The following is a 22,620-nucleotide window of genomic DNA, read 5'->3' as shown; positions in this document are numbered from 1 at the left end:
ACTTGAATCAATAATGTTTCAAAGGAATCCGCCACAGAACAACAAACAACCACCCACCCAAACCACAAGAGTAAGGATGCGAGAAGATGTTCAATGCCCTGCGAACGGGGTTAATGCATCTTTCGGCATTGACTTTCGGCACGCTGTTGAGTTCTCAAGAATCGGACGCACACCGCGTCTTGGCTTCTCAGCCAGGACTCCGGGGCAACCTGCGTTACTCTACCGGATCAGATCCACCGAGTCAAGACTCAATTTTTCTGGCCCTCCACCCATGTCTTGGCTACCGGCCCGAGTCAGACGACGCGGTTCGGCTCAGCTAGCCTTGGGGGGTTCGGAGCGACCGGCCGCTTTCGCGTCCCGCGCCTCGCTCCAACAAGAAGAACATTACGTGGCTTCGAGGTGGCCGGTCAAATCGGTTCCCGGTGGGCAGGATCACACGGTTGTAATTTGCTCTCGGCATCCAGTTTGTGGGAGTGGAGCCGGCCCCGTCAGCGATCCGCCGACGACGCCAGAACCCCTGCAAACGAACGCTTTCCCCGGCGCAGCACCAGCACGCCACCCGGCAGCAGGTCGTCGGACCCCGGCACATACTCGGGGTCCTTCACCTTCTCGTTGTTCAGGTAGCCACCGCCCTCGGCCACCGTCCGCCGCGCAGCCGACTTGCTGGCGACCAGGCCGGACTTCACGAGCAGGTCGGCGTACGTCGGCATCGGTTCGCCGGCGCCGAGCTCGACGTGGGGTGCTTCGCGGAGTGCGGCGACGAGTGTGGAGCCGTCGAGGGAGGCGAGCTCCCCTTGGCCGAAGAGCGCCTTCGACGCCTCCTGCACTCTCCTGGTCTCCTCTTCGCCGTGGACCAGCGTGGTGAGGTCCTCTGCGAGCAGTCGCTGCGCCTCACGCGCTTGTGGGCGCTCCGCTGTCGCCTGCTCGAGTGCCGCGATCTCCTCAGGTGTTCGGAACGTGTAGAACCGCACGAGCTGCATCACGTCGCGGTCATCCGTGTTGAACCAGAACTGGTAGAACGCGTACGGCGACGTCAGCTCCCTGTCCAGCCACACAGTCCCGGACTCGGTCTTACCGAACTTGGTGCCGTCCGCCTTGGTGACGAGTGGCGTGGCCAACGCGTGCGCCTTGCCGCCCTCGGTACGGCGGATGAGCTCAGCGCCGGCGGTGAGGTTGCCCCACTGGTCGCTCCCACCGGTCTGCAGCGTGCAGTTATGGCGGCGGTAGAGCTCCAGGTAGTCCAGTGACTGCAGCAGCACGTAGCTGAACTCCGTGTAGCTGATCCCCTGCTCCAGGCGCGCCTTCACGACCTCACGGCCGAGCATCCGGTTCACCGGGAAGTGCTTGCCGATGTCACGCAGGAAGTCGAGCGTGTTGAGGTCCTTGGTCCAGTCGTAGTTGTTCACGATCCGGCCGGGGTTCGGCAGCGCCGGGTCGAAGTCGATGAACTTCTCGACCTGGCTGCGGACCTTCTCGACCCACTGCTGGACGACGTCCTTCGGGTTCAGCACCCGCTCGGAGCTCTCCTTGGGGTCCCCGATCAGCCCGGTGGCGCCGCCGACGAGCCCGATCGGGTTGTGGCCGGCCAGCTGGAGGCGGCGCAGCGTCAGCAGCTGCAGCAGGTTTCCCATGTGCAGGCTGGGCGCGGTGGGGTCGAAGCCGACGTACGAGGTGATCGGTCCGGCCGCCATCGCGGCCCGCAGGGCGTCGGGATCGGTCGAATGCGCGATCAGGCCGCGGCTCTCCAGGTCGTCGAGCACCTGGGTGCGGCGTGCGGTCCCGCTGTCGGTCACTTGTCTCTCCTCGAGTACGTCGGTCGACTACAAGTGTCCTGTATGGCGGCTACGTCGGGTCGGGGCGGGTCAGGACAGCTTGGAGCTGGGGCCGCAGCGCGTGGCCGTCCGGTGCGTGCACCGTGGCAGCGTTGGGCCGGTGCGGGTCGTGCGCGCCCGGGTCCGAGTTGGGCACCGGGAGACCGTGCGACAGCACCTGCTCGGCCGGGGTGAGCTGGCGGATGCCGATCGCCCGCACGTGCTCCGGGTGCGTCTGCGCGAAGTCGCCGTACAGCTGGGGGTCGTGCTGGCCGTCGTCGCCGATCAGGACCCAGCGGACGTTCGGGAACTCCGCCGCAAGCCGGCGGAGGGCCGAGCGCTTGTGCTCCTGCCCGCTGCGGAACCAGCCGGTGTTGGTCGGTCCCCAGTCGGTGAGCAGCAGCGGGCCGGCCGGGTACCCGTGCCGCGCCAGGAAGCGGGTGAGCGTGGGCGCCGTGTTCCAGGCACCTGTGGAGAGGTAGAAGATCGGCGCACCCGGGTGGTCCGCCAGCAGCTCGGCGTACATCTCTGCCATCCCCGGTACGACGCGACGCGCCTGCTCGTCCCGGACGAAGGTGTTCCAGGCGGCGATCAGCGGACGCGGCAGCATCGTCAGCATCACCGTGTCGTCGATGTCGCTGACCAGACCGAGCGTGGCGTCCGGATCGGGCACGTACACCCGGGCTCGCGCCTCCCGCTCGCCGTGCACCCCCAGGTTGATCTCGTGCCAGCCCGGCGGCAGCACCACCGGCACGGTCAGGTCGACGAAGCCGCCGCGGTCGGTCATCGCATCGAACGTCTGCCCGCTGACGGTGACCGTCACCTGCACCTTGGTCGCCGGCGCGGTGACGAACACCCGCCAGCCGCGCACCACCTGGTCCTCGTCGAACCGCGGCTGGTTGCGCGGGTCCCGGCTCAGTACGACGCGGGCCAGCACCCGGACGAACTGGGTGGTGCCGTAGCCGACGTGCGGGATGATCCGTTCCCGCCAGCCGCGACGCCGCAGGATCGCCTGCACCCCGATGTTGAACCAGTCCTCGAGACGGGACGCGTAGTGCGGACGGGCCATAGTCCGAAACCTACCCGGAGCAGGGGCCGCTACGCCTGCCGCCCCACTGGCTGGGAAGACCTTTACCCGACTGCCGGACCTCCCTCGAGAACTGTCGGCGGCCGCCTCTACGGTTCTTCGCATGACACAGATCGGGATGTGCTTCCCGCGGACCTACCCCGCCGCCCTGGTGACCGACGTGGCCCGCCGCCTGGACCAGGGCGGCGCGGACGAGTTGTGGATCATCGAGGACTGCTTCTACACCGCCGGACCGTCGCTGGTGTCCGCCGCGCTCACCTCGACCGAGCGGCTCACCGTAGGCCTCGGCATCGTGCCGGCAGTGGCCCGGACGGCGGCCGTCACCGCGATGGAGTTCGCCACTCTGGATGCGCTCGCGCCGGGCCGGTTCCTGCCCGGTATCGGCCACGGCGTGCAGGACTGGATGGGCCAGATGGGCGTCCGGCCGAAGTCACCGCTGACCGCGCTCGAGGAGGTCACCACAGCCGTCACCCGGCTGCTCGCCGGTGAGAACGTCACGGTCGAGGGCAAGACGGTCAACCTGACCGACGTGAAGCTGGACGCGCCGCCGGCCGAGGCGCCGCCGATCCTGCTCGGCGTCATGGGCCCGAAGTCGATGGCGCTGGCCGGCCGTGTCGGAGGCGGCCTCGTCCTGGCCGAGCCGGCGACTCCGTCGTACGTCCGGCAGTCACTCGAGTACGCCGGATCGCCCGACGGCTTCCTGGTCGCGGTGTTCAGCGCGTTCTGCGTACGCGCGGACCGCAAGACGGCGTACGAGTGGACCGCGCCGTGGCTCGCCGCACGCATCGACGACAAGCACCCTGGCCTGACCGCGCTGCCGTTCTTCGACGACCTGAAGAAGCTGTATGACGAGAGCGGAGCAGCCGGCCTGGTCGGGATGCCGGTCGACTGGTGGACCGAGATCGGCGCAGTCGGGACGCTGGACGACGCGGCGGCGCACATCGAGGCGTTGGAGGCAGCCGGCGTGCACCACATCGGCCTGTTCCCAGACCCCGAGGTTGAGCACGGCCTGCCGCAACTCGACCACGTGCTGGAGCTCGCGAACCGTTAGCCGCGGCGTTTGGGGACGTGCGGGCGGTACGGCGAGACCGTCGGGTCGCCCGGGATCCAGAAGCGCCACGGCCACTCGGCCGCCTCGCGCAGGCCGACGCGTGGCCCGGTGGACGGTTCACCGTCGAAGCCGGGGCCGGGCAGCAGCTGGACGTGCGAGGACTTGGACAGCAGGTCGGCGCCGTTGTCGTCCCGGCCGATGCCGAGGGCAACGCACATCCGGGCCGGACCGCGGGCGAGATCGCGGTCCGGGTTCCTGTTCGCCCGCTTCCGCGCCGGCCCGGGGAGCACCCCGTTGGCGGCGGGAGACCCGGGCAAACGACGGGCGCGGGCCAGGTCGGCGCCTTCGACAATCTCCCCGGCCCGGAGGAGGACGGCCGAGGGCTGTCCGTCCGGGCCGGCGCTGATGTTCATGCAGAAGTGCATGCCATAGGTGAAGTACACGTACAGGAACCCGGGTGGGCCGAACATCACCGTGTTGCGGGGTGTCTGGCCGCGGTACGCGTGCGAGCCCGGGTCGTTCGGGCCGTCGTACGCCTCGACCTCGGTCAGGCGTACGGCGACCGTGCCTTCGTCGGTGGTGCTGCGCAGGATCATGCCGAGCAGCCGCGGGGCCACGTCGAGGACGGGATCCGCGAGCAGCGAACGGCGTACGGGCATGCGCAGCACCCTAGATGAAGCTGCGGACAGCCCCGTCAGCCGAGGCGGGATGCGTGCGTGGCGGCGCGCCGCCGGAGCTCGTCCAACTGCTCGGCGACCTGCTCCTTCGCCGTGCCCCCGCGGGTGTTGCGGGACGCCAGCGAGCCCTCCACCGTCAGCACCGAGCGCACGTCCGGCGTCAGCGCCGGCGAGATGGCGGCCAGGTCCGCGTCGGTCAGGTCCCACAGCTCGATGCCGCGCTTCTCGCACTCCTGCACGCACGCGCCCGCCAGCTCGTGGGCAGCCCGGAACGGCACCTTCTGCCGGACCAGCCACTCAGCGATGTCGGTGGCCAGCGAGAAGCCCTGGGGTGCGAGTTCCTCAAGACGTGAAGCGTTGAAGCGCAGCGTCCGGATCATCCCGGTGAACGCGGGCAGCAGCACCTCGAGGGTGTCGATGGAGTCGAAGACCGGCTCCTTGTCCTCCTGCAGGTCCCGGTTGTACGCCAGCGGCTGCGCCTTGAGTGTCGCCAGCAGACCACTCAGGTTGCCGATCAGCCGGCCGGCCTTGCCGCGGGCGAGCTCGGCGATGTCCGGGTTCTTCTTCTGCGGCATGATGCTCGACCCGGTCGAGAACGCGTCGTCCAGCTCGACGAAGCCGAACTCCTTCGTCGCCCAGATGATCACCTCCTCGGCCTGCCGGGACAGGTCGACGCCGACCTGCGCGGTGACGAACGCGAACTCCGCCACGAAGTCGCGGGACGCGGTCCCGTCGATCGAGTTCGCCGACGAGTTGCTGAAGCCCAGCTCCACGGCGACGTACTGCGGGTCCAGTCCGAGCGAGCTGCCGGCCAGAGCACCTGATCCGTACGGCGAGTCCGCAGCGACGCGGGCGTCCCAGTCGGCGAGCCGGTCGAGGTCGCGGATCAGCGGCCAGGCGTGTGCAAGCAGATGGTGGGACAGCAGGACGGGCTGCGCGTGCTGGAGGTGGGTGCGGCCGGGCATCGCGACACCGAGGTGCTTCTCGGCCTGCTCGGCCAGCGTGTTCACCTGGTCCAGCAGGAGCCGCCCGATGATCCGGCCGTGCTCGCGCAGGTAGCCCTTGAACAGCGTCGCGACCTGGTCGTTGCGGGACCGCCCGGCCCGGAGCCGTCCACCGAGCTCAGCACCGAGCCGCTCGAGCAGACCCCGCTCCAGCGCCGTGTGCACGTCCTCGTCGTCCTCGGCGGGCAGGAACTTCCCGGCCAGTACGTCGTCCAGCAGCCCGTCCAGCCCGGCCAGCATCGCCGACAGGTCCTCGTCGGTCAGCAGCCCCGCTCGGTGCAGCACCTTGGCGTGCGCCTTCGACCCGGCGATGTCGTACGGCGCCAGCCGCCAGTCGAACTGGGTCGACTTGCTCAGCGCGGCCAGCGCGTCCGCCGGCCCACCCGCAAACCGTCCACCCCACAGGGCTGCACTTTCTCCGGTACTCAACTCTCAGTTCCTTACTTGGGTTCGCGCGCGGCGAGGGACAGGAAGCGGGTGGCGAGCGCGGGGCCGCCGGTGGGGTTGCGGGAGACGACCATCACGGTGTCGTCGCCGGCGATGGTGCCGAGCACGTCGTCCAGTCCCACGTGGTCGATCGCCGACGCGAAGTACTGGGCCGCACCCGGCGGGGTTCGCAGGATGACCAGGTTGGCGCTGCCCTCCGCCGACACCAGCAGCTCGGACGCGACCCGCGCCAGCCGGGCCTCGAAGGCGGCCGCCTCACCGGCTCGCGGCGTACGGTCACCGCCTTCACCCGGTACGGCGTACACCAGCTGACCGCTCGAGTCGCGGACCTTCACCGCACCGATCTCGACCAGGTCCCGGGACAGGGTCGCCTGGCCGACGACCAGCCCGGACGACGCCAGCAGCTCGGCGAGCTCGGTCTGCGACCGCACCGGTTGCCGTCCGAGCAGATCCACGATCCGCTGCTGCCGTGCGGTCTTGGTCGTCGGTACGGCGATACTCATGCCACGAAACTCCTAGCCAGCAGCCACGACAGCAGCGCCTTCTGCGCGTGCAGCCGGTTCTCTGCCTCGTCCCAGACGACCGACTGCGGCCCGTCGATCACGGCCGCGTCGATCTCCTTGCCACGATAGGCGGGCAGGCAGTGCAGCACGATCGCGTCGGACTTCGCCTTGGCCATCAGCTGCTCGGTCACCGCGTACGGGACGAACGGCGCCTCCCGCTCGATCGCCTCCGCCTCCTGCCCCATCGAGACCCAGGTGTCAGTGGCCACGACGTCGGCGCCGTCGACGGCCGCCACCGGGTCCGCCGTCCACGCGGCCGATCCCCCGGTCGACGCCGCGATCTCGGCGGCGCGGGCGAGGATCGCAGGATCCGGCTGGTACTCCGCCGGCGACCCCACGACCACATGCATGCCGGCGGTCACGCCACCGAGCAGGTACGAGTGCGCCATGTTGTTCGCGCCGTCCCCGAGATACACCAGCTTCAGCCCGGCGGTCGAGCCCTTGTGCTGCCGCACGGTGAGCAGGTCGGCGAGGATCTGGCACGGGTGGAACTCGTCGGTCAGCGCGTTCACCACCGGCACCCGGGAGGCCGCGGCCATCTCCTCGATCCGGGTCTGCGCGAACGTCCGCCAGACGATCGCCGAGACCTGCCGGTCGAGCACCCGCGCGGTGTCCGCGATCGGCTCACCACGCCCCAGCTGCGACGTCTGCGCGTCGATGATCAGCGGTACGCCGCCCAGCTCGGAGATCCCGACCGCGAACGAGATGCGGGTCCGGGTCGAGCTCTTGTCGAAGATCACCGCGACCGTCTTCGGCCCGGTCAGCGGCTGGTGGCCGAACCGGTCCCCCGCCAGCTGCTGCGCCAGCGTCAGGACCTCGTCCTGCTCGACCGGCGAGAGGTCGTCGTCCCGGAGGAAGTGCCTGATCATGCCGCCCCCACCTGGTCCAGCAGCCCCGGAAGGGCCGCGACGAAACTGTCGGCATCAGCCTTGCTCAGGATGTACGGCGGCGCCAGTCGCAACGCGTTCGGGATCGGGTTGTTCACCACGAACCCGGCCGCCAGCGCCAGTGCCGCCACCTGGTCCGACACCGGCTGGGTGAGCTCGATGGCGAGCAGCAGGCCGCGGCCGCGCACACCGGCGATCAGCGGGTGGTCGAGGGCGATGATCGACGAGGCGAGGTGGTTGCCGACGGCATTCACCTGGGCGAGCAGCCCGTCCCGCTCGATCACGGTCAGCACGGCGAGACCGGCGATCGCGGCGACCGGGTTGCCGCCGAACGTCGTACCGTGGTTGCCCGGCTGGAGCAGGTCCGCGGCCGCGCCCAGGCCGATGCAGGCGCCGATCGGGATGCCGGCGCCGAGGCCCTTGGCGACGGTCACCAGGTCCGGCGTGATCCCGTCGTGCTCGAACGCGAACCACGTCCCGGTCCGCCCGATCCCGGTCTGGATCTCGTCGATCCACAGCAGCGCGCCGTGCTGGGAGGTGATCCGCCGCGCCGCCTGCAGGTACCCGGCCGGCGGTACGACGACGCCGTTCTCCCCCTGGATCGGCTCGAGGATCACGGCCGCCGTCTCGTCGTCGACGGCCGCGGCCAGCGCCTCGGCGTCGCCGTACGGGACGAACTCGACGTCGCCGGGCAGCGGGGCGAACAGCTCCCGGTAGGCCGGCTTCCAGGTCACCGCGAGGGCGCCCATCGACCGGCCGTGGAAGGCGCCGACGGTGGACACGATCTTGGTCCGGCCGGTCCGCCGGGTGATCTTGAACGCGGCCTCGTTCGCCTCGGTGCCGGAGTTGGTGAAGAACACCTTGCCGGGGGTGTCGAACAGGCCGAGCAGCTTCTCGGCCAGCGCGATCTGGGGCGCGGAGGCGAAGAAGTTCGAGACGTGCCCGAGGGTGGCGAGCTGCGAGGTCACCGCGGACACCACGAACGGGTGCGCGTGGCCGAGGCAGTTCACCGCGAGCCCGCCGAGCAGGTCGAGGTACTTGTTGCCGTCGGCATCCCACAGGTAGGCGCCCTCACCCCGGACGAGCACCCGCTTGGGCGCGCCGAAGGTGTTCATCAGCGCACTCGAGTACCGCTCGGTCAGCGCGGACTGGGTGCCGTCGACGGTCAGGAGCTCACTCATGAGGGAATCACCTGGGTTCCACTTCCGGCGTCGGTGAAGATCTCCAGCAGCAACGAGTGCGGCACCCGGCCGTCGATCACGGTCGCCCGGGAGACGCCCGACTCGACCGCCCGCAGGCAGGCCTCCATCTTCGGCACCATCCCGGAGGCCAGGGACGGCAGCAGCTCGGCCAGCTCGGCCGTGGTGATCTGGGTGATGATCTCGTCGCTGTCCGGCCAGTTCCGGTACAGCCCGGCCACGTCGGTCAGCACGACCAGCTTCTCGGCGCCGAGCGCGGACGCCAGCGCGGCGGCCGCGGTGTCGGCGTTCACGTTGTGCGCCAGGCCGTCCTCGTCCGGCGCGATCGTCGACACCACCGGGATCCGGCCCGCGTCGATCAGGTCGATGACGGCTTCCGGCCGGACGTCGACCACGTCGCCGACCAGCCCGATGTCCACGGCCTCGCCGTCGACGATCGCCGTACGGCGCTCGGCCGTGAACAAGCCGGCGTCCTCGCCGGACATGCCGACCGCGAACGGCCCGTGGGCGTTCAGCAGGCCGACCAGCTCGCGGCCGACCTTGCCGACCAGGACCATGCCGACGACGTCCATCGCTTCCGGCGTGGTGACCCGCAGGCCGCCCCGGAACTCGCTGTCGATGCCGAGCCGGCCGAGCATGTCGCTGATCTGCGGTCCGCCGCCGTGGACGACGACGACCCGAACCCCGGCGTACCGGAGGAACACGATGTCCTCGGCGAACGCCCGCTTGAGCTTGTCGTCGACCATCGCGTTGCCGCCGTACTTCACTACCACCGTCTTGCCGTGGAATTGCTTCAGCCAGGGCAGCGCCTCGGTCAGGACGGCGGCCTTCTCGACCGCGTCCGCGTGCGATGTGCTCATGAGCTGTACGCCGAGTTCTCTTCGACGTAGGCGTGTGAGAGGTCGGTGGTGAGGACCGTCGCGGACGCCGGGCCGGCGTGCAGGTCGATCACCACGTCGATCTCGCGGCCGCTCAGGTCGGCCTCGGAGCGGTCGACGCCCTTCCCGCCGGCGACGCAGATCGGCGCGCCGTTCAGCGTGATGTCGAGCAGCTGCGGGTCGAACGCGGTGGGCGCGTTGCCGACCGCCATCGCGATCCGGCCCCAGTTCGGGTCGGAGGCGAAGAACGCGGTCTTGCAGAGGTTGTCCTCAGCAACGATCTTGGCGGCCGCGACCGCTTCCGCCTCGGTGGCCGCGCCCTGGACCGTGATGCTGACGTGCTTGGTGACGCCCTCGGCGTCCGCCTGCAACTGCTTCACCAGGTCAGCAGCCAGGGTGGTCAGCGCGGCCTCGAAGTCTTCCGGCGTCACGGCCGTGCCGGACGCGCCCGAGCTGAGCAGGAGCACGGTGTCGTTGGTCGACGTGCCGCCGTCGACATCGAGCCGGTTGAAGGTCTTGCCGACCGCGTTCCGCAGCGCGTGGTCGAGGTGCGGCTGGTCCAGTACGGCGTCGGTCGTGATGACGCTGAGCATCGTCGCCATGTTCGGCGCGCACATCCCGGCGCCCTTCGCGAACCCGCCGATGCTCCAGCCGGCTGGGTGCTTGAGCACAGCCTGCTTCGGCACGTTGTCAGTGGTCATGACCGCGGTAGCAGCGGCCAGCCCGTGCTCGGCCTCCGAGCCCAAAGCTTTCACCGCCGCGTCGATCCCGGGCAGGAGCTTGTCCATCGGGAGCCGCTCGCCGATCAGGCCGGTCGAGCAGACCCCGATCTCGGCCGCGCCGACGCCGAGCACCTCGGCCAGCTTCTCGGCGGTCCTGTGGGTGTCCTGGAAACCTTCCGGACCGGTGCACGCGTTGGCGCCGCCGGAGTTCAGGACGACGGCCTTCAGCTTGCCGGCGGTGAGGACCTGCTGGGACCACAGGACCGGCGCCGCCTTCACCTTGTTGGTGGTGAAGACGCCGGCCGCGACGTCGTGCGGGCCGTCGTTGACGACGACGGTGAGGTCCGGCGTGCCGGCCGGCTTGATCCCGGCGATCACCCCGGCCGCACGGAAGCCGGCCGGCGCGGTCACTCCGGCGCTCCGATCGACCTGGGTGTCCGGGGTGACTGCAACGCTCACGGCGCGACTCCGATGAGAGGAAGGGCCAGGGTCTCGTCGAGCCCGGTGGCCAGGTTCATGCACTGCACGGCTCCGCCGGCGGTGCCCTTGGTGAGGTTGTCCATCGCGGCCACGACGACGGCGCGGCCGGTGCGCTGGTCGAGGGCGACCTGCAGCTGCACGGTGTTCGCGCCGAGGGTGGCCTGGGTCTGCGGCCACTGCCCCTCGGGCAGCAGGTGCACAAACGGTTCGTCGCGGTAGGCGTCCTCGTAGGCCTGCCGCAGGGTCGCGAGGTCGGTGCCGTCGGCAACCGGCGCGCTGCAGGTGGCGAGGATGCCGCGCGACATCGGCACCAGTACGGGGGTGAACGAGACACTCACCGGCTGGTCGGCGTACGGCGTGAGGTTCTGCTCGATCTCCGGCGTGTGGCGGTGCACGCCGCCGACGCCGTACGCGGAGGCCGATCCCATCACCTCGGCGCCGAGCAGATGCGGCTTGGGGGCCTTGCCCGCGCCCGATGTGCCGCTGACGGCGACCACGACCAGCTGGGCGGGGTCGACGAGGCCGCTCTGCACGGCGGGGAGCAGGGCGAGCGTGGACACGGTCGGGTAGCAGCCTGGTACGGCGACCCGGTTGCTGCCGCGAAGCTTTTCGCGCTGACCGGGGAGCTCCGGGAGCCCGTACGGCCAGGAGCCGGCGTGCTCGCCGCCGTAGAACTCGGTCCACACCTCGGCCTCGGTGAGCCGGAAGTCCGCGCCGCAGTCGATCACGGTGACGTCCTCGCCGAGCTGCTCGGCGAGTCCGGCGGACTGTCCGTGCGGGAGGGCCAGGAACACCACGTCGTGACCGGCGAGGTTCTCCGCCGTGGTCTCGACCAGGGTGCGCCCGGCCAGGGGCACGAGGTGTGGATGGTGCTGCCCGAGCGGTGTCCCGGCGTTTCCGCCGGCGGTGAGCGCGCCGACCTCGACCTCGGGGTGCGTACTCAGCAGCCGAAGCAGCTCACCCCCCGCATATCCGCTGGCACCGGCCACCGCGACCTTCACGCTCATATGAATGAGTATGCCATAGCTTGGAAAAGTATCCAAGAAAATTCAGCCCGCCGCAGGGCAACTACCCACTCTGACCGGGCAGAACCGGAGGGTGTGAGCCAGGTCATGTCACAGGGTGCCGGGCGGGGGGTGTCCGCAAGAGGGACGACGAACCCTGAAGGAGGCTGTGATGGCTCGGATCGACCTGGAGCACCGGCGGACCTGGTTTGTGCGGCTGGCGGAGTGGGGCAGCCGGCGCCGGTTCGGGAAGGTGCTGGACCCGGGGCAGGCGGCGATGCACAACAAGCGGGTGCTGGTGTCGATGATGCTGATGGAGGGGTCGGCCGCCCGCTGGAACAAGCTGGACCCGACGCTGAAGGCGCTCGCGGTGATGGTCTCCTCGTCGCAGATCGGCTGCAGCTGGTGCATGGACTTCGGCTACTGGGAGTTCCACCACCAGGGTGTCGACCAGCAGAAGCTGCGCGATGTGCCAGGGTGGCGTGACAGTGCCGCCTACACGGATCTGGAGCGCGCGGTGATGGACTACACGGAGGCGATGACGGCGACCCCGCCGACCGTCACCGACGAGCAGGTCGAGCGGCTGCGCCAGGACCTGACCGACGAGCAGTTGGTCGAGCTCACCGCCTGGGTGTCGCTGGAGAACTACCGCTCCCGGACGAACGCCGCGCTCGGAGTGACCAGCCAGGGCTTCAAGGAGCTGTGCGAGCTGAGGCCGGCGTGACCGAGGACGAGCTGGCGCGGGAGTTCGACGAGCACCGGGCTGTTCTGGTCGGTGCGGCGTACCGGGTGGTCGGCAGTGTCACCGACGCCGAGGACGTGGTGCAGGAGACCTGGCTGCGGTGGGCGGGTGTCGACCACGACGAGGTGCGGGACACCCGCGCGTACCTGATCCGGATCACGACCCGGTTGGCGCTCAACCGGCTGCGGCAGCAGAAGGCGCGCCGGGAGGAGTACGTCGGTCCGTGGCTGCCGGAGCCGATCAACTCCGACGACGACCCGGCCGTGGCCGTGGAGATGGCCGACTCGGTGAGCATGGCGATGCTCGTCGTACTCGAGACCTTGTCGCCGCTGGAGCGTGCGACCTTCGTGCTGCGTGAGGTGTTCGACCTCCCGTACGACGAGATCGCGGACACGCTCGGACGGTCGGAGGCCGCCGTACGGCAGTTGGCGCACCGGGCCCGCGGGCACGTGCACGCTCGCCAGCCTCGGCACCAGGTGGACAAGGAGCGGCACAACGAGCTGACCATGCGGTTCATGGCGGCGGCCGGGTCCGGCGACTTCAACCAGGTGGTGTCGCTGCTGGCGCCGGACGCGGTCCTGATCAGCGACGGCGGCGGCAAGAAGAAGGCGGCGCTGCGCCCGATCCACGGCCCGGACAAGATCGCCCGCTGGATGTTCGCGGTGATCGCGGAGAACCCGGACTTCCAGATCCGGATCGCCCCGCTGAACGGCGAGCTCGCCTTCATCGCGTACTACGACGACGCGCCCGACACGGTCGCGTTCCTGGAGAGCACCGGCGACCAGATCACCGGCCTCTACCTGATCCGCAACCCCGACAAGCTCACCACCGTCCCGACCCTCCAAGACCTCGACTCGTAGACTATCTGCAACTCAGTCGCAGGTGGAGGGTGTTGTGAAGTACCTGGTGGTGGACTCGGACGAGGTGCTGGACGCGGGGTTGCGGGCGGATCTGCTGGATACGTGGATCGCGGCGACGGACGCGGGAGGGGCGGTCGGGTTCACGGCGCCGGCTCCGGTGGACTTGGTGGCGGAAACGCTGGATGAGGCGTTGGGGCGGGTCGCGGCCGGGCTGGATGCGCTCGGGGTGCTGCACAACGGTGAGCGGTACGTCGGGATGGGCCTGCTCGTGAGTCGGGGCAGTGCGCTGCAGACCCACTGGCGGACCGTGCTCCGGGTGATGGTTCACCCGGAGCACCAGGGCGGTGGCGCGGGCCGGATGCTGATGGAGGGGTTGCGCAGTACGGCGGTCGACCTCGGGCTCGAGCAGTTGCAGCTGACGATCCGCGACGGTCTGGGCCTGGAGAAGTTCTACGAGCCGCTCGGTTACCGGGTCGTCGGCCGCCACCCCCGCGCGGTCCGCGTCGCGCCCGGCGAGTACCGCGACGAGATCATGCTGGTGCAGGACCTCTAGCGGGATCGTCGGGAGAGTACGGCGAGCGTCGTACCCAGAGCCGTCAGCAGCGCGCCGAGGGTCAGCAGCATCGGCGGCGGGCCGCCGGTCGCCGGGATCACGGCGCGGTTGACGGATCGCACGTCCGCGGCCGCCGTGGCGCCGACGGTGAACTTGACCGGTGCGGTGACCGTGCCGCCGCTGGCGTCGGTCTGCTCGTACGTCGCCTTCGCGCTGCCGGTGAACCCGGCCGCCGGAGTCAGGCTGATGGTTCCGTCGTCGGCGACGGTCCACGTGCCCGACTCGTCGGTCGTCCGCTTCACGCAGGTGGCCGGTCCGGTCCGCATGCAGACCGTGCTGGGGTCGGCCGCACCGCTGTCGTTGAGCAGCGGGTTGACCGCGACCGGACTGCCCGGAGTGCCCGTCGCGGTGTCGGTCGTCGCCTTCGCGAGGATCGGTGCGGCGACCGTGACCTCGACCAGGGCGGCGCTGGAGGTGCCGTTCGCGTCAGTGACTCGGTAGGCGACGGTTCGCGTTGTACCGATGAAGTCCTTGGCGGGCGTGAAGGTGATCGTGCCGTCCGCACCGGCGACGAAACCGCCCTCGTCGGGGACGGTCACCGCCTTCTTGTCCTTTCCGTCCGCCGGATCGCGCAGGACGACGGAACCCGGGACCAGCGGCGCCGAGGGGTCACCGGGCTTGTCGTTCCCGAGCACCTTGACGACGACCGCCGTACCGAAGCCGGTCTTGGCGCTGTCGTCGACGGTCACCGGACGCACCGGCGTCACCGTCACGGTGATCGTCGCGCGGGCCGCGTTCTGGTTGCTGTCCTTCACGACGTACGCCGCCGGCCGCGCCGTCCCGGTGAATGTCGCCACCGGGCTGAACGTCACCTGCCCCTTGGCAACAACCCAGTCGCCTTCACCGGCGACGGTCACCTGACCGACCAGCGCAGCATCCGGGCCGACCAGCAGCAGGGTCTCCGGATTCAGCGTGGCATCAGGGCCTGGTTTGTCGTTGGCCAGCGGGTCGACCGTGACCGCCACGTGCTGCTTGGTCTGCGCCGCGTCCGGCGTCGCCACCGGCCGCGCCTGGACCGTGACCGTCAACCGCGCAGAGTCGACCGTCCCGTTGCGGTCGGCGACCTGGTACCCGACCGGCGTCGCTGCACCAGTGAAGCTGTCCATCGGCGCGAACCGGATCCGGCCGTCGGGCTGGACCGTGTACGTCCCCTGCCCCGCCACCTCCAGCGACGCGACCGGATCACCGGTCGCCGGATCGATCAGCCGCACCTCGCCCAACGGCGCCGACGCGTCACCAGGCTTGTCGTTCTTCAGAACGGCCACAGTCACAGGGGCGTCGTACGGCGTACTGATCGCATCGTCCACCGCCACCGGCACGATCGGCTGGACGGTCACCGCCACCGTCGAGGCGGCCGTGTTCCGGCTGGTGTCCGTCACCCGGTAGGCGATCGACACGACACCCTTGAAGGTCGGCGCCGGATCGAACGTGACCTTCCCGGTCACCTCGTTCACCGCGAAGGCGCCTTGCCCCTGGATCGTTGCCTTCCGCCCCCAGCTCTTCGTCGTCACGTCGTACACCTCGACCGAGGTCGTCTCGAGCTGCGCGTCGGTGCCCGGTTCGTCGTTGGCCAGCGGGTCGGCCGCGACGGTGACGTTCTGCTTCGTCGTGATCGTGTCGAGCGCCGCCTGCGGTCCCTTGCCGACGGTCAGGAACAGCAGCCCCTCGGCACTCGTCCCGTTCTCGTCGGCAATCCGGTACGTCGCCGGCGTCGTCACGCCCTGGTAGTCCTTGACCGGGGTGAACGTGATCGACCCGTCGTCGGCCGCGGTGTACGTGCCTTCGCCCGCTTGGGTGACCGACTGGCCGTACCCGCCGGCCGGGTTCTTCAGCACCAGGCTGGACCGGACCAGCGGCGCGGACGGGTCGCCGGCCTTGTCGTTGGCCACCACGTTGACCGTGATCGGCTGGTTGTACGGCGTGATCGCCGAGTCGTCCACGGTGACCGGCCAGACCGGCGTGACGGTCATGGTCAGCGTCGACGCCGCGAGGTTCTGGTCCGAGTCGGCGACCCGGTAGTTGATCGCCAACGCACGTCCGCGGAACGCCGGCAGCGGATCGAAGACGACCGCACCGCTCGGCTGGACCGTGTACGTCCCCTGGCCGGCGACCGTCACCTTCTTCACGTAGCCCGTCGTCCGGGCCGCCGGGTCGAGCAGCCCGACCGACGACGGATCGAGGTTGGCGTCGGTGCCCGGGCTGTCGTTGGACAGCAGGTTCACGGTGACGGTGACGTCCTGCAGCGTCGAGGCGGTATCGGCGACCGCGATCGGCGGCAGCCCGACGGTGATCCACAGCTTGGCCGTGGTCAGCGTGCCGTTGCTGTCGGCCACTTGATAGGTCAGCTGCGTACCCGGGCCACGGAAGGTCGCTCCCGGATCGAAGGTCACCACTCCCCCTACCGCCGTGTAGGCACCCTCGTTCGGGATGCTGACCGTTGCCTTCAGCACGCCATCGGCCGGGTCGGTGAGCAGCAGACTGCCCGGCACGAGCGGCGCCGACTTGTCCCCCGGCTTGTCGTTCGCCAGCACCTTCACCGTGACGGTCTTCTCGAACGGCGTCTTGGCGGTGTCGTCGACCGCCGCGGGCGTGATCGGGGTGATCGTCACCGTGATGGTCGATCGGGTCGCCTGGTCGAACCAGTCCGACACCCGGTAGGTCAACGGCGCCGCCGTACCGGTGAAGCCTGGCAGCGGGTCGAAGATGACCGTGCCCTCGGGGTTCACCTGGTAGCTGCCCTGGCCCGGAACCTTGACCAGTTTCTTCATCGATCCGTCGGCCGGGTCGATCAGCACGAGGCTGACCGGGTCCAGGCCGGTGCCCTGACCAGCGGTGTCATTGGCCAGCGGGTCGAGCAGGAGCCGCACATTCTGCTTGCTGGTCCCGGTGTCCGGCTGGGCCGTCGGCGCCGGCGGCTTGGCGATGGTGACGGTCAGCGCCGCGGTTGCGAGGGTGCCGTTCACATCGGACACGTGATAGCTGATCGGCGCTGCCACCCCGGTGTACGACGCCAGTGGGTCGACCTCGATCTTGCCGTCCGGTTGCACCGTGTACGACGCCTCGCCGTCGACGACGACCGTGGTCTTGGGCTCGTGGGTCTTCGGGTCGAGCACCCGCACGCTGCTCGGGACCAGCGGCACCGCCGGGTCGCCGGCGCTGTCGTTCGTCAGCACGGCCACGGTCACGTTCGCGTCGTACGCCGTACTGGCCGTGTCGTCCGCGGCGTCGGGCTGAACCTTGGTCACCTTGACCGCGAGAGTCGCTCTGCCGACGGCGCCGTTGCCATCAGCAACCTGGTAGGTGATCGGGGTGGCCGCGCCGCTGAACGCCGGGACCGGGTCGAAGAGGATCTTGCCGTCCGGCTTCGCGGTGTACTTGCCCTGGCCGGCGACGATCAGTTCCGTCACCGGTTCAGACTTCGTCGGCGGGATCAGCCGCACGCTGTCCGGTGCGAGCGCCGACCCGGTCGGCCCCGGCTTGTCGTTGTCCAGGACGGCGACCACGACCGAGCCGCCCTGCCGCGTCGTGATCGCGTCCGGGTTGGCCACCGGCGGACCCGGCGCGGCGACCGAGACCGTGAGGTCGGCCCGCGCGGGCGTGCCGTTCTTGTCGAGCACCTGGTACGTCAGCGGCGTACCGACACCCTGGAACCCATGCACCGGCTGGAAGGTCACCTTGCCGGCGGCGACCAGATACGACCCCTGCCGCGCGACGGTCACCTTGTCGACGAGCTTCTTGCTGGCCGGGTCGACCAGTCGCAGGCTCGCCGGATCCAGCGGAGCGTCCGGCGATCCGGGCAGGTCGTTGTCCAGCACCTGTACGACGACGTCGGTGTCGAAGGCGGTCGAGACCGAGTCGCCGTTCGCGGTCGGCGTGACCGGCGTGACCGTGACGGTCAGCGTGGACTCGGCGGTCTGCTCGGTGGTGTCGGTGACGCGGTAGCCGAGTTGGGTGCCGACGCCGGTGAAGCGGGGCAGCGGTACGAAGTCCACGCCGCCGCTCGGCTTGACGACGTACTGGCCCTCGTTCGCGATGACGACCTTCTTCTTGAAGGTGGCGTCGGCCGGGTCGCGGAGCACGACCGAGCCCAGGACCAGCGTCACGCCCGGGGCGGCGCGGTCGTTGCCGAGCGGGCGGAGCGTGAGGCTGACGTTCTGCGGGGTGGTTGCGGTGTCGGGGGTGGCGACCGGGCGGGTGGGGAGCGCGACGGTGAGGGTCAGCTTCGCGGTGGCCGTGGTGCCGTTGCTGTCGGCAACGCGGTAGGTGACCGGCTTGGCCGGGCCGAAGAACCCGGGCACCGGCTCGATGTCGACCCTGCCGTCAGGCTTGGCGACGTACTTGGCCTGACCGACGACGTTGACCATCTGCACGCACTTGCCGTCGTCGACGAGACACAGTGAGCCGGGCTTGAGCGGCGTACCGGGATCGCCCGGCTTGTCGTTGCCGAGCACGTCGAGGGTGACGCCGGTGTTGAACGGAGTCGTCGCGGTGTCGTCGAGCAGGACCGGCGGGGGCGGCGGCGCGATCTGGATCGGGTGGTCCTCGACCTCGCCGGAGTCGGCGGCGCCGGTCGGCTTGTCGACCTGGGCGTTGTTGTAGCCGACCCGGACCCGCACGTACGACGCTCCGGCGGTCGGGCGCGCGTACTTGGCCCAGTTGAGGGTGACCGCGCTCTGCCCGGGGGCGAACGTGGTGCAGGCGCGTTCGGCCGGTTCGAAGACGCCGTCGCGGTCGAGGTCGATCCAGGCGCAGGCGCGGCCGGCCTTGGAGGCGCCAGTCAGGGCGAACTCGGCGGAGTACGACGTGGAGTTCGTGCGCAGCGGCTTGAAGGTGACGCCGTCGTCGGCCTGGTCGGATGACGTCGGGCCGGTGGTGGCGTTGGCGACGGTCGCGTTGTCCTCGGTGACGTCCTTGCCCAGGCGTACGTCGCTGAGGACGGACCACGCTGATCCGTACGACGCGGGCGCGTCGCCGAAGTCTTCGCCGGTGGAGGCGAGGACGGAGAAGGCGTCGCCGGAGGACGAGGTGTTGAAGGCGGGAAGGGTCGGGTGCTTGGTGAAGAACGCGGTGACGTCGAAGGTCAGCTTGGTGGCGACACCGTTGACCCGGACGGAGCCACAGGCCGCCGTCGCGGAGGCGTCGGGGCCGGTGCCGGTCTTGTTGTTGATGCAGTTCGGGCCGGCGTCGTGGTTGGTGGCGGTGATGGTGTCGCTGGTGACGGTGAGGTTGTTGCCCCGACCGACCTTGCTGAGGCTGAGGCCGGCAGTGGTGAGTTTCAGGATCGAGTGCAGCTCGGACTGGGCGGTGGGCTTGCCGCTGACGGTCTGCGTGACGGCGCCGCCGAGTCCGGCGAGGTGGAGGACCGGGTTCCGCACCGGCTGGCTGAAGGCGATGGTCACGGTGCCGCGGTCACCGCAACCGCCGGTGGACGCGCAGGTGCCCGTGTTGACGATCAGGTCCTGGGCGGGCGTCGTACGCGCGATCGGCGGTGCGTACGTCGTCGGCCCGGTCCCCCGCACCCCCGCGGTAGTCGCATCAAGCAACTCAGTCTGCCCGGACACGGTCACCGTCTGCTCGAGCCCCGAACCAGGCATGACCGCAGTGGCGGAGTCACCTTGAACGAAAGGTGCCGCGGGCACCTGGTAGGCCACACCCTGGATCGTGGTGAGCGAGAGGAGGCCCGAGATCAGCACGATAGCCAGGCCCGGTCGCGTTGCCCGCATGTAGCCGCCCTCCCGAGCATCACGTCGTACGCGGCCGCGGGGCGGGCGGGCCGGCGTAGAGGTAACGGTCTACGCCGACTCGATGTTACGGGGCAATCACTCTCCGAGGTCGTAGATCCGGACCTTGCCGACGCTGTGTCGCAGCACGGCCAGCCGGTCGAGAGCCGGTGACACGGCTCCGTCGCGGGCGTCGGCGTACAGCCAGCGCACGTCGTACTCCTCGCGCAGCCGCCGCAGCACGTCCGGGGTCGGCGCCGCGAGCGCCTGCTTGGTCAGCGCGACCCGCTCCGGCCACGGCGACGGCTGCTCGGTGTACCGCCGCCCGCCGACACCCTGCTCGGCCATCGCCTGGTTCGTGTACGCCCACCCCTCGATCAGCGTCCGGCGGCCCGCGATCCCACTCACCAGGTACCCGCGCGCATCACACCCCGGCGTCTGCTTGCCGGCCGGGCGGCACCAGGTGTTCGCGGCAACGACATCGGTCGGCGCCGAGTGCTTCCCCAGCCACAGCGCTGCCGACTCCTCGTCCGGATACACCCACCACCGCGGCGCCGTGAACGTCTGCGCCCGCTCGGTGTCCCCATGGACGGCGTTCTGCGCGAACGACTTGATCGGCACGATCGCCAACAGCGTCAGTACGACGACCAGCGCGCCACCAGGTCGCCGTACGAACAGAACCAGCACGGCAGTCAGCACGAGCACGGCGACCAGCGGCCGCGCCACCGACCACAGTCCGTCCGGCCTGGCATCAGCCAGCAACAGCACGCTGGCGTAGATCCCGGCGAGCACCACCGCAGCCGCCGCACTGCCGAGCAACGCGACCCGCCGGGTCCGCGCCGGATACACCCGAGCCAGCACCGCAGCCAGCCAACCGGTCGCGGCCAAGCTGAACGGAACCGCGGTGTGGATGAAATACGACTCGCTCACCGACGGATGGTCGATCAGCAGATAGCCGGCCCACCCCGCGACCAGCCCGCCGACCAGGAACCACGCGAGCGGCTCACGCCGAAGCTTGCCGAGCACCCCGAACCCGACCACCGCAGTCGCCTGATTGATCAGCAACATGCACAGCAGCACCAGCGTCCCGAGCACCGCACCATGCGCCAACGCCGGCAGGATCAGCCCACCCTCGCCCGCCGGCGTCCGGTCCCCGGTCGCCGCCGCATAGTCCCCACTCGACTTCAGTACGGCGAGGAACTGCAGCCCCGATCCACTCGTGCTCCCCGCGACCGTCAGCATCGTTCCGACCCCGGTCGCCACCAGCAGCAACCCGGCGACGACCGCCCGGCCCGGCAGCCGCCGCGACTGGACCAACATCACGACAGCGGCCAGCCCCACGGCCCCGACGAGGATCGGCAACACGGTCGGCTTCGACCCGCCGCCCAGCACGGCCACCGCGAAGGCGACCACCCACAGCCCGCCGCGCGCATCGCGGAACAGCAATTCGATCAGGAAGACCGCCGTCGCAACGCAGGCGACCATGCCGAACGTCTGCGACGGACTGAGGAAGCTCAGCGGCGCGGACAGGTTCACGCTGGTGTCGAAGAACAGGTACAGCTGCGGCGCGGCCAGCGCGACGGCCGCGAGTACACCGGTCCACCACGTGCGGCTGACCGTCCGCGCCAACGTCGCGCACACGAGCAACGCGACCACCAGCCACGGCAACAGCCACAGCCGGAACAGCACGATGGCCGGCGTCAGCCGCGTGATGTCCGCCGCCGCAGCCATGTCCGCGTTGGCGAACCAGTGGTACTCCAGCCGCTCCCCCGCCACCTGCGGCAGCTCCGGCGGCACCGCCCGCATCAACTCGTTCACCATCGACAGGTGGTAGAGCAGGTCCTGGTAGTACGACGAACCCTCGGGCGGCAGCTGGTGAAACGCCATCACGCCGAGCGTGGTCGCGGTCAGCACGACAGTCGTCGCGACCGCGAGACCCCAGGTCCAGAGGATCGGCAGCGGCGCAGGCTGCGTGATTCGCCAGTGCTCGCGTAGGCGTCGTACCGAGGCAAAGGTCACGAGCACGAGCGCGGGCCAGATGATCAGCCAGCGTTGCCAGCCGAGCGCGGTGAACAGGGCCCAGCCGATCAGCTGCCAGGTCGCTCCTACGACCGAGCCGAGGCCGAGGTCTTCGGCCCAGTTGCCTGTGCTTCGCCAGGCCGCGCGCAGCAGGAGGGTGCCGGGCAGGGCGATCGCCAGCGCGAAGTAGGCGCCGTACTTGACGATGGGCCCGGGCGGTACGTCGATCGCGACGAGCCCGAGGACCGCTGCCAGGAACGGCAGCAGCCACGGGAGCAGCCGCTTCATCTCTGGTGCAAGGGTTCCGGATGCCCCTGGTCTTCGAGGCTGTCGTAGCCGACGAGGAACTGCGGGCGGCGTTGGCTCGACTGGAACAGCCGCGCGACGTACTCACCCAGCAGCCCCAGACAGAGCAGCTGGATCGCGCCGATCACGCTGACCGCGAGCACGGTCGAGGTCCAGCCCGGAATGCTCCGGCCGGTCAGCTTGATGACCAACGCACCCACCACGAACAACCCCGACATCGCGCCACCGAGCAACCCCAACCAGGTCGCCAACCTCAGCGGCGCCGCCGAAAACGCCGTCACACTGTCGAACGCCAGCCGCAGCATCTTCGACAAGTTGTACTTCGTCGTCCCGGCCGCCCGCTCCGCGCGGACGTACTTCACCTCGGTGCTCGGGAACCCGAGCCACGGGATCACCAACCGGAACACCCGGCCGTCCTCGGGCAGCGCGTTCACCGCGTCGACCACCCGCCGCGACACGAGCCGGAAGTCGGCCGCGTCGAACGGGATGTCCTTACCGACCAGCCGGCACATCAACCGGTAGTACAACCGCGCGGTGGTCCGCTTCGGCC

At 69.9% G+C, this 22,620-nt stretch carries 16 protein-coding genes and 1 pseudogene; 4 read left to right on the top strand and 13 right to left on the bottom strand.

Annotated elements, in window-relative coordinates:
- Positions 1-488 precede the first annotated feature (488 nt).
- Both tyrS and ACWCOV_RS38475 read right to left on the bottom strand, forming a co-directional pair.
- The gene (gene tyrS / locus ACWCOV_RS38480) at positions 489-1,793 is read right to left on the bottom strand and encodes a tyrosine--tRNA ligase (protein WP_449834314.1); all 1,305 of its coding nucleotides are present in this window, start codon (positions 1,791-1,793) and stop codon (positions 489-491) included.
- Positions 1,794-1,842: 49 nt separating this feature from the next.
- Positions 1,843-2,880 (bottom strand): App1 family protein, encoded by a 1,038-nt coding sequence (locus tag ACWCOV_RS38475; RefSeq protein ID WP_449834313.1) that lies wholly within the window; start codon positions 2,878-2,880, stop codon positions 1,843-1,845.
- Positions 2,881-3,001: 121 nt separating this feature from the next.
- Here ACWCOV_RS38475 and ACWCOV_RS38470 point away from each other — a divergent pair, with 121 nt between their 5' ends.
- The gene (locus ACWCOV_RS38470; protein WP_449834312.1) at positions 3,002-3,949 is read left to right on the top strand and encodes an LLM class flavin-dependent oxidoreductase; all 948 of its coding nucleotides are present in this window, start codon (positions 3,002-3,004) and stop codon (positions 3,947-3,949) included.
- On the opposite strand, the gene ACWCOV_RS38465 is transcribed toward ACWCOV_RS38470, so the two are convergent.
- From ACWCOV_RS38465 to argC, 8 genes are read right to left on the bottom strand one after another with little or no spacing between them, the layout of a single operon-like run.
- A complete protein-coding gene (locus tag ACWCOV_RS38465) occupies positions 3,946-4,608 on the bottom strand; it encodes a DNA-3-methyladenine glycosylase (protein ID WP_449834311.1) in 663 nt (220 codons plus the stop codon). The two genes, ACWCOV_RS38470 and ACWCOV_RS38465, sit on opposite strands and share 4 nt — an antisense overlap.
- Before the next feature lie 35 nt (positions 4,609-4,643).
- On the bottom strand, positions 4,644-6,059 hold the full coding sequence (argH, locus tag ACWCOV_RS38460; protein WP_449834310.1) for an argininosuccinate lyase: 1,416 nt from the start codon (positions 6,057-6,059) through the stop codon (positions 4,644-4,646).
- Positions 6,060-6,070: 11 nt separating this feature from the next.
- Positions 6,071-6,580, bottom strand: a complete 510-nt coding sequence (locus ACWCOV_RS38455) for an arginine repressor (protein WP_449834309.1) — start codon at positions 6,578-6,580, stop codon at positions 6,071-6,073.
- Entirely contained in the window at positions 6,577-7,509 is a 933-nt protein-coding gene (gene argF, locus ACWCOV_RS38450; protein WP_449834308.1) for an ornithine carbamoyltransferase, read from the bottom strand. Before argF ends, ACWCOV_RS38455 begins: the two co-directional genes overlap by 4 nt.
- The gene (locus ACWCOV_RS38445) at positions 7,506-8,708 is read right to left on the bottom strand and encodes an acetylornithine transaminase (RefSeq protein WP_449834307.1); all 1,203 of its coding nucleotides are present in this window, start codon (positions 8,706-8,708) and stop codon (positions 7,506-7,508) included. The genes argF and ACWCOV_RS38445 overlap by 4 nt, the downstream gene beginning before the upstream one ends.
- Positions 8,705-9,586, bottom strand: a complete 882-nt coding sequence (gene argB / locus ACWCOV_RS38440) for an acetylglutamate kinase (protein WP_449834306.1) — start codon at positions 9,584-9,586, stop codon at positions 8,705-8,707. Before argB ends, ACWCOV_RS38445 begins: the two co-directional genes overlap by 4 nt.
- The gene (gene argJ / locus ACWCOV_RS38435) at positions 9,583-10,785 is read right to left on the bottom strand and encodes a bifunctional glutamate N-acetyltransferase/amino-acid acetyltransferase ArgJ (protein WP_449834305.1); all 1,203 of its coding nucleotides are present in this window, start codon (positions 10,783-10,785) and stop codon (positions 9,583-9,585) included. The genes argB and argJ overlap by 4 nt, the downstream gene beginning before the upstream one ends.
- The gene (argC, locus tag ACWCOV_RS38430; RefSeq protein ID WP_449834304.1) at positions 10,782-11,813 is read right to left on the bottom strand and encodes an N-acetyl-gamma-glutamyl-phosphate reductase; all 1,032 of its coding nucleotides are present in this window, start codon (positions 11,811-11,813) and stop codon (positions 10,782-10,784) included. Before argC ends, argJ begins: the two co-directional genes overlap by 4 nt.
- Before the next feature lie 169 nt (positions 11,814-11,982).
- Between argC and ACWCOV_RS38425 the strand changes: the two genes are divergently transcribed.
- Genes ACWCOV_RS38425 through ACWCOV_RS38415 form a run of 3 tightly spaced genes read left to right on the top strand, consistent with a single transcriptional unit; the run spans position 11,983 to position 13,965 of the window.
- On the top strand, positions 11,983-12,534 hold the full coding sequence (locus ACWCOV_RS38425) for a carboxymuconolactone decarboxylase family protein (RefSeq protein WP_449834303.1): 552 nt from the start codon (positions 11,983-11,985) through the stop codon (positions 12,532-12,534).
- Entirely contained in the window at positions 12,513-13,412 is a 900-nt protein-coding gene (locus ACWCOV_RS38420) for an RNA polymerase sigma-70 factor (RefSeq protein ID WP_449834302.1), read from the top strand. The genes ACWCOV_RS38425 and ACWCOV_RS38420 overlap by 22 nt, the downstream gene beginning before the upstream one ends.
- Before the next feature lie 34 nt (positions 13,413-13,446).
- Positions 13,447-13,965 (top strand): N-acetyltransferase family protein, encoded by a 519-nt coding sequence (locus ACWCOV_RS38415; protein ID WP_449834301.1) that lies wholly within the window; start codon positions 13,447-13,449, stop codon positions 13,963-13,965.
- Here ACWCOV_RS38415 and ACWCOV_RS38410 read toward each other — a convergent pair.
- The 3 genes and pseudogenes from ACWCOV_RS38410 to ACWCOV_RS38400 form a co-directional block, all read right to left on the bottom strand.
- A complete protein-coding gene (locus ACWCOV_RS38410) occupies positions 13,962-19,619 on the bottom strand; it encodes an Ig-like domain-containing protein (protein ID WP_449834300.1) in 5,658 nt (1,885 codons plus the stop codon). The two genes, ACWCOV_RS38415 and ACWCOV_RS38410, sit on opposite strands and share 4 nt — an antisense overlap.
- Before the next feature lie 225 nt (positions 19,620-19,844).
- The gene (locus ACWCOV_RS38405) at positions 19,845-22,052 is read right to left on the bottom strand and encodes a hypothetical protein (protein ID WP_449834299.1); all 2,208 of its coding nucleotides are present in this window, start codon (positions 22,050-22,052) and stop codon (positions 19,845-19,847) included.
- Positions 22,049-22,620: pseudogene (locus tag ACWCOV_RS38400) on the bottom strand (glycosyltransferase); the annotation flags it as partial. The pseudogene ACWCOV_RS38400 and the gene ACWCOV_RS38405, both read right to left, overlap by 4 nt.

Source organism: Kribbella sp. NPDC002412 (assembly GCF_053592935.1).
Note: the sequence above shows the minus strand (reverse complement) of the source record. Positions and strands in the feature narration are given on the sequence as shown.